Consider the following 15,423-nt stretch of genomic DNA (forward strand, 5'->3'; position numbering starts at 1 on the left):
ATGTAGATATTTGTCGAACAATTAAGTCTCTTCTTTTTCCCATCATTATGCTAAACTAATTGCATCAATTATGAGGAGGAAATAACATGCAAAAAACGTTCAAAACACTTTCAACATTTCAAGGAGGAGTGAACGTTTAAGTTCCTTATACATGAAACGACGCTCCTTCTTCCGGGACAATAGTACATTATTAGGAAGTAGGAGACATATATGGACAAACGAACCATTGCATCCCATAATATCCGGGTGCTATTTTGGATTTCTTTTTTTGGTACGATCAGTTTTCTTCAACCAGTCTTGACTTTATTCTATTTTGAAAGAGGATTAACTTCTTCTCAAATTTTGATTCTACTCATGTTTTGGAGTGGAGCTGTACTAATTGGAGAAGTTCCAACCGGAATGTTTGCTGACCGGTTTGGGGCAAAATATTCATTCTTGTGTGGTTCTGTGCTTAAAATCATTAGTATTGTGCTCCTTTTATTTGCCTACGATCCTTGGATGTTTTTCTTATATAGCTTTATAAATGGGTTTAGCGTGACTTTTTTTTCGGGGGCTGATGAGGCACTAATTTATGACTCGCTCAAAGAATCCAATGAAGAAAATCGCATGGATCATGCAATGGGCAAAATTCAATCTGCTACATTTGTCAGTATGCTGATTGCGGTTATATTCGGCTCTTATTTAGCTAAAGATTTAGCTGACAGCCAATTCAATCTACTTATTATCTTAGGATTGGCATTCCATTTAATAGAAGTATTCTTCGTCCTCAAAATTAAGCAGCCCACTATGGACTCCTTCAAAAGAGAGAATCCTTTTTCTCAAATTAAAAGTGGTCTGCGCGTGATTCGTCAAGCACCAGAGCTTTTGCTGATGTTTCTAAACGTAACGTTGGTCTTCATTCCTGCAGGAGCTGTTTATCAATACTTCGATCAGCCCTTGATGAAGGAGGCAGGATTGCCTGTTTATTTAATTGGCGTTTTTTATGCCATTTCGGCAGTCATGGGTTATTTTGCTTCTAACTCCATTGGGTGGATGACTGCAAAGGTTTCGAGGGTGAAGCTTATGAGTGTCTCTGGTTTGTTAGCTGTAATAGGCTTACTGTTATCCGCTTTATTTGGTTCAACATTATGGATTGTTCTCGGATCTTTTTTCGTTTTAAGACTGGTTCGAGCCATCCGTTATCCGATATACGCTCAATTAAGCAATGATCTGATTCCGTCCGGGATCAGGGCGACAACAATTTCCTTGCTTTCCATTGTAGATTCCTTCCTGGACCTTGTTGTGTTCGGAGTGTTATCTACAATTGCAGTAACAGGATATTCAACTGTATTGATCGGATGTGCATTCATCGCATTGCTAGGCACGATCCTGCCTATTAAATCCGTAAGTATGCAGAAAGCCCAGCAAAATGTGAAACAAATAGAATCATAATACAAAAGAGTGCTGACAGTTATGGTCAGCACTCTTTTATATATGTTCAAGAAAACCAGGAAGGACTACACCCTCTGGGCGAGCCTCCCGTTATTGCTTTTACTTTTTTAAATAAGTCCAGCCTTCTTCTTGATAAACCCGGTCTTCCTTCATGAGTTTTCCTAGGGCTCGTTTGAAGGATGCCTTGCTCATATTAAAGCGATCTTTGATGTCATCCGGCTGGCTCTTATCCCAAAAAGGAATAGCTCCATTCCTTTCTGCAAGATACTCCAGAATGACCTCAGCATCATCAAGCATTTTGTCCTGCTTTAACGGTAAGAAAGATACATTTAAGTTCCCGTCATCCTTAACGTCGATGACTCTCCCTTCAACCAGCTCTCCCAGTCTTGGTTCCGCTTTTCGTTCATTCTCATGAACGAAGCATCGATATCCTTGTTCGGATAAGAAAAAGGTTCCGACTCTAAGCAGTCGATACACACGTCCTTGCACTTTTGCGTTCATCATTTCTGTAGATGCTCTTCTAGACACCTGCTCAATGATATTTTCAGTCGCTAATCGTCCGTATAAGCGGTCCTGCTTATCACGATTCAGTGTTAAAAACAACTGATCACCCGGGTTTGGCCAAAGTTCCAGGAATTTAGGAAGATCATCTGCCGAGACTAAAATATCCTTAGGAAGGCCAATGTTAACGAAAACACCTAAATCCTCCCTTTTATCCACTACCTCAGCCCATCCGTAAGCACCGACTTGTACTTTAGGGATACGCATTGTCGCTGTAAGGCGAACATCCTTATCATGATAAAGAAATACCTTCACAGTATCTCCTTCTTGAATTTCTTCTGTTATTTCAGAATGATGCAATAGCACACGATCTATTTCATTCGTTAGAAAGAAACCATAAGGTACTTCATGATCAACGAATAAATCCACTACCGTACCTGGTTTTAAAGAAGACATTATTCTAGTTCCTCCTATTTCAATTACTTATTAACTTAAGTTCTCTCTACTCAAGTTTTGTATTCACTAAATATAGCTTTTTTCAGTGATTATGTATAGTACATGAGGCGATTTTAATAATAAACCATCAATTTAGAAAATAATGAATTCACGAACATTTAGTTGTTCCATTGACCTGATGAAAGTCACTTGATATGATGCTTCTAATTCAATTATAACAAATTCTCATACACCTTGTATAAGTTCAAGAATAAGGCTTGAACGTTTCTACCAGCTACCTTAAATGGCTTGTCTACAAGATAAAATAACACGATTATTTTTATCCTGTGGATATGACTCTGGTTAACTTTTGACCGGAGTCTTTTTATTTTCTACTTGGAGGGTTATTTATGAAAACATTCTTTCAATTTGCTGAAAGAGGAACAAGTTATAGAAAAGAAACGTTAGCAGGTATAACGACCTTCCTTTCAATGGCCTATATTCTTGTCGTCAATCCAATCATCCTCAGTCAGGCGGGAATGGATAAAGGCGCATTATTTACAGCTACTGCCCTGTCGGCGATTGTAGGGTCCCTATTAATTGGGGTACTTGCAAACTTTCCAATAGGTATTGCACCCAGCATGGGACTTAACTCTTTCTTTACCTTTTCTGTATGTATCGGAATGGGCGTTCCATGGGAAATTGCACTGACCGGAGTATTTGTGGCAGGCATAATCTTTATGATCTTAAGTGTCATGAAAATTCGCTAGAAAATCATCAATGTCATTCCACAGGATTTAAAATATGCGATTGCAGGTGGAATCGGATTCTTCGTAGCCTTTATAGGATTTAAAAATGCAGGACTTGTAGTTGCCAATCCAGAAACCTTTGTCTCGATCGGAAATCTTTCTTCTCCTGCTACACTGCTTGCAGTTTTCGGATTTGTAATTACATTGATGATGCTAGTTAGAGGCATTCGAGGCGGAATATTCTACGGAATGGTCGCCACCACCGTCCTGGGTATGATCACCGGGAAAATCGAGGTTCCTCACTCCATTATAGGCAAGGTTCCTAGCTTAGAGCCTACATTTGGAGTTGTTTTTACTCATTTAGGTGACATTTTCACCCTTGAAATAATGGCGGTGATCTTCACATTCCTATTTGTAGCATTCTTTGACACTGCAGGGGCATTGATTGCTGTTGCCAGTCAAGCGGGGATAATGAAAGATAATAAGATTCCGAATGCAGGTAGAGCTCTTTTAGCTGATTCCGCTTCAGGAGTGGCAGGAGCGATCTTCGGGACTTCAACAACAGCCTCCTTTGTAGAATCCTCTGCAGGAGTAGCCGTTGGAGGCAGAACGGGATTCACTTCAATAGTAATTGCTTTTTGTTTCTCCATCGCTCTCTTCTTTTCTCCAATATTATCTGTTATTACTCCTGAGGTAACTGCACCTGCATTGATAATTGTCGGTGCTCTAATGGCTACCGAAGTAAGGCATATTAACTGGAGTCGCTTGGAAATCGTTATTCCTACATTTATTACGATTATTATGATGCCCTTAACCTTCAGTGTTGCAACCGGGATTGCCTTAGGGTTTGTCCTTTATCCATTAGCGATGATCTCGTTAAAAAAATGGAAAGACGTTCATCCAATCATGTACATCCTTTGTGCATTATTCATAATTTACTTTGCTTTTTCTTAAGACGAAGAGAGTGATTGCTTGATTTAATCAACTCTGCAATCACTCTCTCTTTTATGCTATGGATGTTTATGAAAACTTCTCACTGCTTCATCGGTAGGAAGAAGGAACGTCATCATCCCTAGTAGTGGAAGGAAGCTGCAAAGGATCATGACGAAACGAATGGTGAATAGATCTGCGAGTCCCCCGAAGATGACTGCACCTACAGCTCCCATTCCAAAGGCAAGTCCAACGGTCAGTCCTGATACCATTCCAATTTTGTGTGGCAAAAGCTCTTGTGCATACACGACGATTACACTAAAGCTTGAAGACAAAATAAACCCGATGCAAAAGATAAATGGGTAGACAATACTTAAAGATAAGTAGGGTAAAGCAAGGGTTAACGGGGCAGCACCTAACATTGAAAAGAAAATGATATTCCTTTTTCCAAAACGGTCTGAAAGCGGCCCTCCCAAGAATGTTCCCAGCACTCCCGCAAACATAAATACAAAAATGTATGCTTGCGCTTCTTTAATTGAAAGACCGTAGTCTTCAATCAAATAAAACTGGTAGTAATTGGATAACCCAGCTCCATACCACGAACGGGCAAACACTAAAAACACTACTAATACCATTGCCCATTTAATTCTTCTATGAATCGGGTTTTTCTTCACGTTTGTCTTGTTATGTCGGTTCATCTTTTCATTAGAACGTAATTGTTCAGAGTACCAATTGGATACATGAAATAAAACAATGACCCCTAAGATTGCTACAATGGAAAACCACAAAGCCCCTTTTTGGCCAAATGGAACAAATATAAATGCCGTAATCAATGGGGCAAGTGACTGCCCGGTATTCCCACCTACCTGGTAAATCGATTGAGCCAGGCCTCTGCGGTTTCCAGCTGCCATATATGCCACCCTTGAACCTTCTGGATGAAAGATGGCGGAGCCGAAGCCGATGAATAACACCGACAAAATGATCCATAAAAAATGGCCGGATAATGCAAATCCCACCAAACCAATTAAGCTTGATAGCATTCCTAAAGGAAGTAAATAAGGTTTCGAACGTATATCCGCATAATAACCGAATACTGGCTGCAACAATGAAGAGGTCATATTGAGGGCAAATGCGATCCAGCCGATTTGGGTATAACTCAGCTGCAAGGATTTCTCAATGATTGGAAACATGGCCGGAACAACTGCCTGTAACGTATCATTTATAAAATGACCAGAGCTAATGGCTAATAGAATACCGTAAATAGTAGGATTTTGCAGGGGTTTCACAGCTGTTTGAGCCAAAAATGTCACTCCTCCCTTTTATTTCGTTACTCTAAATAGTATACTGAATTCCCTGTCCATTTCCTACAGGCAAATAAAAAAAGCCGAAGCAATGTTCGACTTTTCATTATTAGGATTACCCTCTGTTCGGAAAAATGCGTTTCAGCATATCTGCCATTTCTTCTCCCAGACCCTCAATCGGTTTTCCGTTCTCTGCTTTGTTTGCATAATCTCTCATACGATCAGTGAAGTCAGGATTAGTTGAAATATAAACGTTGTCTATATTTCCGTTCTGACTTTTCACTTGATCCGAGATCTTTTTCTCCAAGTCCTTCGAAACTTTCCCATTCATTTTATCTTCAAGTACCGCCGCTACATACGCGTTCTGATCTGTGGTCAAAACATAAGCGCTCTTCACTTCATTAAGACTGGCCACTTTATTTGCCTCTTTTTCCGCCAGTGAATAATTTTCTCTCATTGTCCCGTCATTGACATACTCACGATTATTAACATAATCACGATTTGCCTGATCGTTTTTGTAGTTCACCTTTTCCAAATTCCGGTTATTCATTTCTTGTCCTTCTTCATTCATGTCATTCCCCATACCGCAACCTGTTGCAATGCCCATGAACAATAACCCTAAAAGGGATATCAATAGATATTTTTTCAATTTGACTACCTCCTAAATATTATTCATCTTTACTATCCCCACACCACTTTAAAACTATTCAAGGACTGATTTAGCGTTTAATCCAACTCATATTTAGGGAAAACTCATTATGTACAATGTTATGGAGGTGAAGAAATGGGCCAGGCTGCTTTATGGGGAGGAATTGCCAGTTTATCCCTACTAATCGGTGCTGTTATGGGAATTTATTTGCCCATATCAAAACGAATTGTCGCTTATATCATGGCATTGGGAACGGGTTTGATCATTGGTTCTGCCACCTTTGATTTACTAAGTGAGGCAGAAGGGAAAGCGAACCTGCTCCATCTCACATCTATGTTCTTACTAGGGGCGATCATATTCACTCTATTCGAAATCTTCATTTCAAAGAAAGGTGGAAGTGAAAGAAAGAGGTCAAAGAAGAATCCCCATGGTCACTCAGGATTAGCAATTTATGTAGGAACCATAATGGATGCAATACCAGAATCCATCATTATTGGAGTCAGCTTTATAGGAGACCAATCCATACAATGGGTGTTCATCATCGCCATTTTCATCAGTAACTTACCTGAATCGTTATCAAGCAGTATCGGTTTCAAGCTTGACCAATATAGTACAGGTAAAATTCTAACCCTGTGGGGAAGCGTAGTCGTTCTCTCATCCCTCAGCTCATTGCTCGGGTATACACTTTTACAGGATGCATCGGAAAGCATATCTTACATAATCGGAGCGTTCGGGGCAGGCGGATTAATAGCCATGGTATCCTCTACGATGATGCCAGAGGCGTTTGAAGAAGGTGGGCCCATTGTCGGATTTCTGTCTTCATTGGGAATCATACTTTCTTATATACTGACAAACTTGTCTTAACCCATTTCCTTTTAATTGCTTTGGTATAGCAAAAACGTCCTTAAGCAAATGCTAAAGGACGTTTTTTACGTTTATTCTTCATGATCTATAGTTAAACCCTCAACAAACCGTTTTCCCATCAGCTTATCTTTTTTCCGATTTTCTTTACTGTTAAAGATAATATCAAAATCATAATCATCGGGGTATAGCTCTTTCGCCGAAACATAAAGATCCAGACGTTTATGATTAATTATTCTTTTCTCACCCTTAATTTGCACCGTGTAATCCCCTCTATCATCTGGTCCTTCATATACAATCCCGAATTCTCCACTCGCTGAAATTTTAACATTATCACCTTTACTAAATAATTTACCTCCACTCTCCCCCTTTGATGAAGATTTACTATGGTTCCTTTTTTTATATTTGTTTACGATAACCTGCTTTTCCATTTCCTTCTTCGCATGATAATCGATTTCTCCCAGGTCATAGTATTTCTTTTCTCTATACGTGATTTCATGGGCCTTTTCAATGATCTCAGGGTGCATCCCCAGCTTTAATGCAATGGCAAATGCTTGACTCTCGCCTCCCTTACCCACTACGAGCTTATAAGTAGGTTGTAATGTATCAATATTAAATTCCATACTTCCGTTCACGAAGCCTTCATGTTCTTCTGCAAAATGCTTTATTTCACTGTAATGGGTAGTTGCGAGTATCGTGGCTCCCTTTTCATATAATTGATCCAGGATGGCTGTGGCCAGCCCCATTCCTTCAAGGGGATCTGTACCGGAACCTAGTTCATCTAACAGAACCAGGGTTTGATCATTTGTATCCTTTAATATATCAATAATATTTTTTATATGGGAGCTGAAAGTGCTTAAATTTTGCTGAAGACTTTGACCATCCCCAATATCTAAAAGAATATCTTGATAAATACTGATTTCACTACCCTTTTCTGCGGGGATATGAAGGCCGCATTGGGTCATGAGAGTGAGAAGGCCCACCGTTTTAATAGCGACTGTCTTACCTCCAGTATTAGGTCCGGTTATCACTAATGCATGAAAATCCTCACCCATCTGAATGGATAGCGGTACTGCCTTTTTTCCAAGCAGGGGATGAACCGCATTTAATAAATGTATTTGATGATTTTCATTTACTATGGCGCTTACTCCATCAATGGAACGGCTATACTTCGCCTTTGCAAATAGGACATCGTAATGTACCATCGTCTCAATCGCCAGCTTCAATTGTGGTTCATACGATTGAACCAGCCCTGTTAGCGCCCATAGGATGTTCTCAACTTCACGGTCTTCCTCAAGTTTATAATATAAAAGCTGATCTTGCTGAATGCTTAATTCATCAGGCTCAATATAGAGAGTCGATCCTGAAGCAGATGAATCCAATACCGCTCCTTTCATTTTTCCTTTATATTCTTTCTTGATGGGGAGAACATACCTTCCATTTCTCTGGCTAACAATCGATTCTTGTAGATAGGATTTATATTTGGCTGACTTTACAATCGCTTGAATTTTATCCTTTAACCGATCCTCTTGAATCCCCATTTGTTTTCTAATCCTTAACAACTCTTTACTGGCATGGTCATCTATTCTTCCATTACGGATGCATCGATTGATTTCTTCCCCGATCTCAGGGATCTCTTCAATTGAATAAACATATGAAGATACCCGTGGAGCCACCCATTTTTTATCCTCCATGAATTTTTTGATTTTTTTACACGCATCCAGAAAATAATAGAGGCTTGTAAATTGATCTGGTTTCAAAGGCACCCCTTTATTCAGGTTTGCTACAATGTTTTCAACTCCATCCAAAGCATGAATCGGTATACTCGCACTTTTTTCCAGGATACTTACAGCTTCCGTTACTTCACCTAAACGCATTTCAATTTGGCGTTTGTTGATGGATGGCATTATGTTCCTTAATTCCTTTTTCCCCTTTTCTGTAAGGGCATACCGTGTCAACTCTTCCTTCACTTTGTTAAATTCTAATGTTTGAAAAGTCTTTTCGTTCAATGTTTTTCTCCTCCATATAAAAAAATAGACCACAATGAACAATGTCCATTGTGGTCTTACTCACTCGTATACTGACTTACCAATAATAATCGTATGTGTCTACGTAAAACGTGAATCGTTCATAACTGAAGGTTAGAAACGACTGCACAGATTCCCGATCCATGTACACAAAAAGAGCTGTGCACAAAGACACAGCTCTCCTATTACAGGGTTGAGTATGCTATGACCATTGTTCTTAACTACACTTTGAAGGCAAAGCTAAATAAGCTTATTCAATAACCTGTTTTTAAGGCTATTGCCTGCAAAATGTCCGTATTCATTTCACGGTTAGTTAAGAACGACACCTAACATAGAACATACTCCCTTTGTATACAGTAATTTAACTCATGTATAGTTTACGATGTATGGGATTCATTGTCAATAGGCTACTGTACAGACCTTTTATATTGAAACCTTTTCCATTGAAAACGGATAAAGCAACCGACACAGAATCCCCCAAGCGCGACGGACGCTGAAAGAAATACCATTCCAGAAAAAAGGTAGAATCCTGTGCTCCAGCCAGCCAGAGCACTCATGATTGCTCCTCCCAAGCAAATCACGGCAATCATGTTGTTAAACCGCTGCTGGTCAGCGTCTTCAGGTGGATACGATGAATACTCTTTCTTTAAGAATATCCTCCCTGCCCTTATGACGGGATTGAACTTAAATATCATAGCTGATAATCCCACCATAAATGGAAGCAATAAGAAGAATTCTATTTGAAGCATCCATGAAATGGCTATAGTAGAAACGATGAACCATTGATTTAATTGTACTAAAGGTTTCGGTATTGAATTGAGTAAAGGTAATCCCACTTTAATTCCTACCTTTCTGATTGGTATTTAAGTAATTAAAGTGTAGCGGATTCATCAGAAAAAATCAAAAGAAAAAACCGAAAGCAGCCGCCCATTTTTTGGCTGATTTCGGTTCTCATCATTTACAGGTTCCTGAGTATTTCTGCATGACGCTGTTCATCATAAGCAGCCCTCAAAAACCTTCGCTTGGCTCTAGGTTCTGTAAGCTTGTTAGATATGGATAAATAAAAGGATACCGTTTCACTTTCATCTTTAATGCTTTCTCTTATCCCTTGCCGGTAATTTGAAGGCAGGTCTCTTGGATTGATTAAATTAATGGTTGGGTATCGACCTGTCAGTTGCAAGTACGATTGTGTAAACCCATTAAAGTGACGGATCTCATCCTGCCTTATTCCCAAGATTGCAAGCTTGGCTGTATCATTAGGGGCAAGCTCTGCCAGTTGTGTATAGTAAGATATAGCTAGAAATTCGTCATTAATGGCTTTTTGTATATCTCTTCTCAGTTGTCGATCGATTTGACGGTCATCCTGATTTTCAAAGTAATATGGATATTGATCGTACATCAAACATCTCCTCCTAAAGCATAGCCTTTTACAGACTATGATAGAAGCCCATCCATAGTGATGATCTGCATCATTTCTTTAACTCGTATCGATGCTGTAACTCTTCAGGTGCCATCTTCACTATAAGCTGAAGAACAAACGCAAACACTGCCAAATCATCAACAATTCCAAACAAAATAAAAACATCGGGAATCAAATCAAACGGCAGCCAGAAATACCCTCCCACCAACGCAACTGACAATCCCTTCTTAAATAGCGAAACCTCTTTAGACCGAAAAAAATCAACCAGAAACGGAACCGACCTGCGAACATTAAAAAGAAATCTCACCCGCTTCATAAACCTCATCATTCGTCCCTCATCACCAATCTTTTTTTTCTTACGTTAGCATAGCAAACTAAATTAGGGAAGAATTTAACGTATCTATATAACATCTTCAAGATTTTCAGATCATTTCCTTAAAGCGGTAGCAAACCCCGCATCCCCACCATTTCATTCAAAATCCTTTATCCGCTTATGTAAATAGCCGGTAAATTTCTCACTGTTCCCGCTAACACTCTATCTTTTTAGCATACTCGCGTGTTATAATCTTTTAGATTGAGTATTAGGAGGTATATCACACATGATTCAAGTATCAGATGTAAGCTTACGTTTTGGTGATAGAAAGCTATTCGAAGACGTGAATATAAAGTTTAATCCAGGGAATTGCTACGGACTTATCGGAGCAAACGGTGCTGGTAAATCAACATTTTTAAAGATTCTTTCAGGAGAAATCGAAGCGCAGACCGGCCATGTATCGATGGGTTCAGGTGAGCGACTTGCTGTATTAAAGCAGGATCACTTCGAATATGAAGAATATGAAGTGCTGAAAGTTGTCATTATGGGGCATACCCGTTTATATGAAGTCATGCAGGAAAAAGATGCCATCTACATGAAAGAAGATTTCTCTGATGAAGACGGCATGAAAGCTGCGGAATTAGAAGGTGAATTCGCAGAGCTTAACGGTTGGGAAGCTGAATCAGAAGCTGCGATCCTACTAAAAGGCTTAGGAATCAATGAAGATCTTCACACGAAACAAATGTCCGAACTAACGGGTGGAGAAAAAGTAAAAGTATTATTAGCACAAGCTCTATTCGGCAAGCCGGATGTTCTTTTACTGGATGAGCCTACCAACCACTTGGACATACAAGCGATTCAGTGGTTAGAAGACTTTTTAATTAACTTTGAGAACACAGTCATCGTCGTATCACATGACCGTCACTTCCTAAACAAAGTTTGTACTCATATTGCTGACCTTGACTTTGGAAAGATCCAAGTTTATGTCGGGAACTATGATTTCTGGTATGAGTCCAGTCAATTAGCACTTAAAATGGCTCAGGATCAGAATAAGAAGAAGGAAGAAAAAATCAAAGAGCTTCAGGCATTCGTTGCCAGATTCAGTGCGAATGCATCTAAATCAAAACAAGCCACTTCACGGAAAAAATCGTTAGAGAAAATTTCATTGGATGACATCAAGCCAAGCTCACGTCGTTATCCATATGTACAATTCAAGCCGGAGCGTGAAATCGGAAACGATGTTCTGCGTGTTGAAGGTCTTACAAAAACGGTTGACGGAGTAAAGGTCTTAAACAATGTTTCCTTTATCCTGAATAAAGAAGACAAAATTGCACTTGTCGGAGCAAACGAAATCGCCAAAACGACTCTATTCAAAATCCTTGCAGGTGAAATGGAACCGGATAGCGGCACATTCAAGTGGGGAGTTACGACATCTCAAGCTTACTTCCCGAATGAAAACTCCAAGTACTTTGAAGGAAATGAACCATCCCTTGTGGACTGGTTACGTCAATACTCACCGGAAGATGAGAGTGAAACATTCCTTCGCGGATTCTTGGGCCGCATGCTTTTCTCAGGGGAAGAAGTATTGAAAAAGCCAAGTGTCCTTTCAGGGGGAGAAAAAGTTCGCTGTATGTTATCCAAAATGATGTTAAGTGGTTCAAATGTTCTGTTATTAGATGAACCAACAAACCATTTAGATTTGGAATCTATTACTGCATTGAATAACGGATTGATAAACTTTAAAGGTGCGATGATTTTCGCTTCCCATGACCATCAGTTTATTCAAACCATCGCAAATCGCATTATTGAAATCACCGAAGATGGTGTCATTGATAAAGAAACGACTTATGATGAATTTCTTGAGATGAAAGCTTCTATGAAAGCTTAATGTGAACCAGAAAAAGCAGGCAGCCAAATGGCACCTGCTTTTTTTCATTCCCTCGCTATAAGGTCATTCATATTGACCGTGTTTAATCAAGTAGCCTTTAATCTGAAAATAGCCTATTTTTTTCGGTAATTCTTCTTTAATCGGCTTTAAGAGGTCCGTCCCTACTTTCTGGACTGCTTCTTCGATAAGTGTTTCTTCTTCTTCTGTAAAGAGGATGGTCCAGTCATTCGTGATGCCTTCCTGATAGGCACGGATAATGTGATTTTCAATCGTTGCTGTACTCATACCCCGTTCTTTCGCAATTTTTCTTATATCCATGCTCTCTGTGAACAACTCATAGCTGATTAAATGGGACGCTGTGTCAGAATGACTTGTCTTCCGTGATCGCGAAGGCTTGACGACCTCAACTTGATGTTCGGGATTCTCAGATAAAAAAACAGAAATTTCGTTTATGAAAATTTCTCCATACCGATTCAGCTTGTTTTCACCGACTCCACTAACCTGCAGGAATTCCTCTGATGTTTTCGGCATCTTCACACACATGTCCTGAAGCGACTTATCAGAGAAAATAACGAAAGGTGGTACTCCTTCAGAATCTGCAATCGATTTACGGAGTGTTCGCAAGGTCTGGAACAAGCCATCTTCTTTAGGGATGATGGCCGAAACAGTAGGCTGGACCTTTCTCGTTACGCTTCTTTCCCCCATTAACACCTCTTTGCCTTTTGGTGATACTTTCAGGATAGGAAAGCTCCCCCCCTCGACTTGTATGACACCCTCTGAAATCAAATAATCGATAAACAGGCCGACATCCTTCTGAGATTGCTCCTTCATTAATCCATATGTGGAAAGCCGATCGAACCCCCATTCCAGGATCTTTTTGTTCTTTGACCCTGTCAGTACACCGCTGATGAGTGAGGTTCCAAATCTTTCATTCATTCGCATCATACAGGATAATACCATTTGTGCCTCTCTCGTTACATCCTCGGATTCCCTATCATCCAAACAATTGCTGCAATGGCCGCAAGCTTCCTCTACATGTTCACCAAAATACGCTAAAATGTAGTTCTGCAGACATGCTTCTGTATGGACAAAGTCAACCATTTCGCGTAATTTCTGCATCTCATTATCATGTAATTCCTGATTTACGATATTCTGGTCAATGATATACCGCTGTGTCTGGATATCTTGAGGTGAAAATAATAAGACACATTCGCTGTCCACTCCATCTCGACCTGCCCTGCCAGCCTCTTGATAGTACCCCTCCATATTCTTCGGAATTTGGTAATGAATCACAAAGCGTACATTTGATTTATTTATCCCCATCCCAAATGCATTGGTCGCAATCATGATGGTAATGGAATCATTCAGGAAGGCTTCCTGCTGTTCCTGCCTTACTGTATCAGACAGCCCGCCATGATATTTCCCCACGGAAAATCCCTTTTTATCAAGATAAATATAAAGGTTTTCAACTTCCTTCCGTGTAGCACAGTAAATGATGCCGGAATCCTGATGATTCTTTTGTACATACCTTTCTACCCAACGCTTACGATCTTCACCTTTTACAACCTGGAAGAACAAATTCGTCCGTTGAAAACCAGTTAATACTTTATATTGATCTGGAATGTGTAAATGATGAAGGATATCAGCTTGTACCTGTGGAGTTGCAGTTGCAGTCAATGCAAGAATGGTGGGATTTGATTGAAGTTGATTAACAGCGTTATAAATCCCTAAATAGCTTGGTCTGAAATCATGACCCCATTGGGATAAACAATGAGCTTCGTCAACAGCTACCAGGGGGATGGGTAAAGAATTGAGGAATCGAATAAACCCAAACGATTCCAATCTCTCAGGAGCAATATAAACGAGTTTGTATTCACCTAAAGAAATCTCTTCCATCCTGGCCTCTACTTCACTATTCGATAACGTACTATTAATGTAGGTTGCTGGAATCCCTTGACGAAGTAACGAATCCACCTGGTCTTTCATTAAAGATATGAGTGGAGAGATAACAAGTGTAACTCCATCAAGCATTAGAGCAGGAATTTGATAACAGAGCGATTTCCCTCCTCCTGTCGGCATGATCCCTACTGTGTTTTTTCCATCAAGTATGTATTCAATAATATTCGCTTGTCCATCCCTGAATTCGTCGTATCCAAAGTACTGCTTTAATACTTGTTTTGCTTCTACAATCACATTTTCCCCTCCCAATATATCTAACTATTCCTTTATTGTATTCCAGAACGGGGAACGTGCCAATAGGGTTTCCCATTTTTCAAACAAAAGGCTGTACATTCGTATTCATACACGTAATGTACAGCCTTATCATTACATTAAAACCACTTGACTGTTTTTTCTTCTTTATTTACTTCAACAGGTTTCGACAGTTTCCAAAAACTATCCCATACAGTATCTTTACTCTCAGTTGATGAAGAACCTTTAACTTCTTTCTCTTTCTTGTTAGACATGGTGCTACCTCCTTTAATACATAAATACATTACATCCTATTCAAATATAAAAAAAGAGTTTAATAATTTTTCAAAAAACACCTAAGAGTATGAGGCTCATTTTGCCTAGACAAGAAAAAAGAACCAATCAGAATAGATTGGTTCTCTACGATCCATTAGGATGATTTCATTGTAGGATGTGGATTGTCTACAACTTGTAATACCTTAGTAGATGTCACCATATCTTCTTTACAAAGCGGACACTTAGGAGTATCTTCACTTTTGAAGTTATCTCTCATCCAGCCTTTGCAATCTTCAGCGGAACAAGCCCAAATCTTTGTTTCCTCAGTTTTAATTTCTTCCTCAACTTGATTTCTACGACCAAAAGCCATTGAACGTCCTCCTTTAAGGTAAGTAGGATTTCCTTGCTATGCTTTCTAACAGGAAAATAATGATTGTGGTAATTTATGCTGC

The 15,423-nt window shown here is 39.5% G+C and carries 13 protein-coding genes, 1 pseudogene and 1 riboswitch; of the genes and pseudogenes, 4 read left to right on the forward strand and 10 right to left on the reverse strand.

The genetic code is table 11. The features are described 5' to 3' along the window. Nucleotides 1-210 precede the first annotated feature (210 nt). Nucleotides 211-1,431 (forward strand): MFS transporter, encoded by a 1,221-nt coding sequence (locus RSX31_RS05360; protein ID WP_315633735.1) that lies wholly within the window; start codon nucleotides 211-213, stop codon nucleotides 1,429-1,431. A gap of 99 nt (nucleotides 1,432-1,530) precedes the next feature. Here RSX31_RS05360 and RSX31_RS05365 read toward each other — a convergent pair whose 3' ends face one another. Beyond that, complete coding sequence (locus RSX31_RS05365) at nucleotides 1,531-2,388, reverse strand: CvfB family protein (RefSeq protein ID WP_148994017.1); 858 nt, start codon at nucleotides 2,386-2,388, stop codon at nucleotides 1,531-1,533. Nucleotides 2,389-2,602: 214 nt separating this feature from the next. Further along, a riboswitch (purine riboswitch) is annotated at nucleotides 2,603-2,703 on the forward strand. A gap of 74 nt (nucleotides 2,704-2,777) precedes the next feature. On the opposite strand from RSX31_RS05365, the pseudogene RSX31_RS05370 reads away from it, so the two are divergent. Beyond that, nucleotides 2,778-4,070 (forward strand): annotated as a pseudogene (locus RSX31_RS05370) (NCS2 family permease). A gap of 56 nt (nucleotides 4,071-4,126) precedes the next feature. On the opposite strand, the gene RSX31_RS05375 reads toward RSX31_RS05370, so the two are convergent. Next, nucleotides 4,127-5,347 carry an MFS transporter gene (locus tag RSX31_RS05375; RefSeq protein WP_148994019.1) on the reverse strand — a complete coding sequence of 407 codons (1,221 nt, stop codon included), beginning with the start codon at nucleotides 5,345-5,347 and terminating at the stop codon, nucleotides 4,127-4,129. 115 nt (nucleotides 5,348-5,462) lie between these two features. Continuing rightward, a complete protein-coding gene (locus RSX31_RS05380) occupies nucleotides 5,463-5,996 on the reverse strand; it encodes a YhcN/YlaJ family sporulation lipoprotein (RefSeq protein ID WP_262371731.1) in 534 nt (177 codons plus the stop codon). 135 nt (nucleotides 5,997-6,131) lie between these two features. Between RSX31_RS05380 and RSX31_RS05385 the strand changes: the two genes are divergently transcribed. Further along, nucleotides 6,132-6,860, forward strand: a complete 729-nt coding sequence (locus RSX31_RS05385; protein ID WP_315633738.1) for a ZIP family metal transporter — start codon at nucleotides 6,132-6,134, stop codon at nucleotides 6,858-6,860. Nucleotides 6,861-6,931: 71 nt separating this feature from the next. Here the strand turns inward: RSX31_RS05385 and RSX31_RS05390 are convergent, their stop codons facing one another. From RSX31_RS05390 to RSX31_RS05405, 4 genes are all read right to left on the reverse strand, one after another. After that, nucleotides 6,932-8,866 carry an endonuclease MutS2 gene (locus RSX31_RS05390; protein ID WP_282137685.1) on the reverse strand — a complete coding sequence of 645 codons (1,935 nt, stop codon included), beginning with the start codon at nucleotides 8,864-8,866 and terminating at the stop codon, nucleotides 6,932-6,934. Between the two features lie 425 nt (nucleotides 8,867-9,291). After that, nucleotides 9,292-9,720 (reverse strand): DUF4395 domain-containing protein, encoded by a 429-nt coding sequence (locus RSX31_RS05395; RefSeq protein WP_315633740.1) that lies wholly within the window; start codon nucleotides 9,718-9,720, stop codon nucleotides 9,292-9,294. A 122-nt stretch (nucleotides 9,721-9,842) separates the two neighbouring features. Next, nucleotides 9,843-10,283 carry a ferritin-like domain-containing protein gene (locus RSX31_RS05400; RefSeq protein ID WP_148968837.1) on the reverse strand — a complete coding sequence of 147 codons (441 nt, stop codon included), beginning with the start codon at nucleotides 10,281-10,283 and terminating at the stop codon, nucleotides 9,843-9,845. Nucleotides 10,284-10,353: 70 nt separating this feature from the next. Continuing rightward, a complete protein-coding gene (locus RSX31_RS05405) occupies nucleotides 10,354-10,632 on the reverse strand; it encodes a YkvA family protein (protein ID WP_148994022.1) in 279 nt (92 codons plus the stop codon). 271 nt (nucleotides 10,633-10,903) lie between these two features. Between RSX31_RS05405 and RSX31_RS05410 the strand changes: the two genes are divergently transcribed. Continuing rightward, the gene (locus RSX31_RS05410) at nucleotides 10,904-12,505 is read left to right on the forward strand and encodes an ABC-F family ATP-binding cassette domain-containing protein (protein ID WP_148968835.1); all 1,602 of its coding nucleotides are present in this window, start codon (nucleotides 10,904-10,906) and stop codon (nucleotides 12,503-12,505) included. A gap of 63 nt (nucleotides 12,506-12,568) precedes the next feature. Here the strand turns inward: RSX31_RS05410 and recQ are convergent, their stop codons facing one another. From recQ to RSX31_RS05425, 3 genes are all read right to left on the reverse strand, one after another. Then, entirely contained in the window at nucleotides 12,569-14,698 is a 2,130-nt protein-coding gene (gene recQ / locus RSX31_RS05415) for a DNA helicase RecQ (RefSeq protein ID WP_315633744.1), read from the reverse strand. Between the two features lie 137 nt (nucleotides 14,699-14,835). After that, nucleotides 14,836-14,970, reverse strand: coding sequence for a hypothetical protein (locus tag RSX31_RS05420; protein WP_262371735.1), 135 nt, complete (start codon nucleotides 14,968-14,970; stop codon nucleotides 14,836-14,838). A 155-nt stretch (nucleotides 14,971-15,125) separates the two neighbouring features. Continuing rightward, nucleotides 15,126-15,341 (reverse strand): cold-inducible protein YdjO-related protein, encoded by a 216-nt coding sequence (locus RSX31_RS05425; RefSeq protein WP_034758928.1) that lies wholly within the window; start codon nucleotides 15,339-15,341, stop codon nucleotides 15,126-15,128. Nucleotides 15,342-15,423: the final 82 nt, after the last annotated feature.

This window comes from Rossellomorea yichunensis (assembly GCF_032337515.1).
GTDB classification, from domain to species: Bacteria; Bacillota; Bacilli; order Bacillales; family Bacillaceae_B; genus Rossellomorea; species Rossellomorea yichunensis.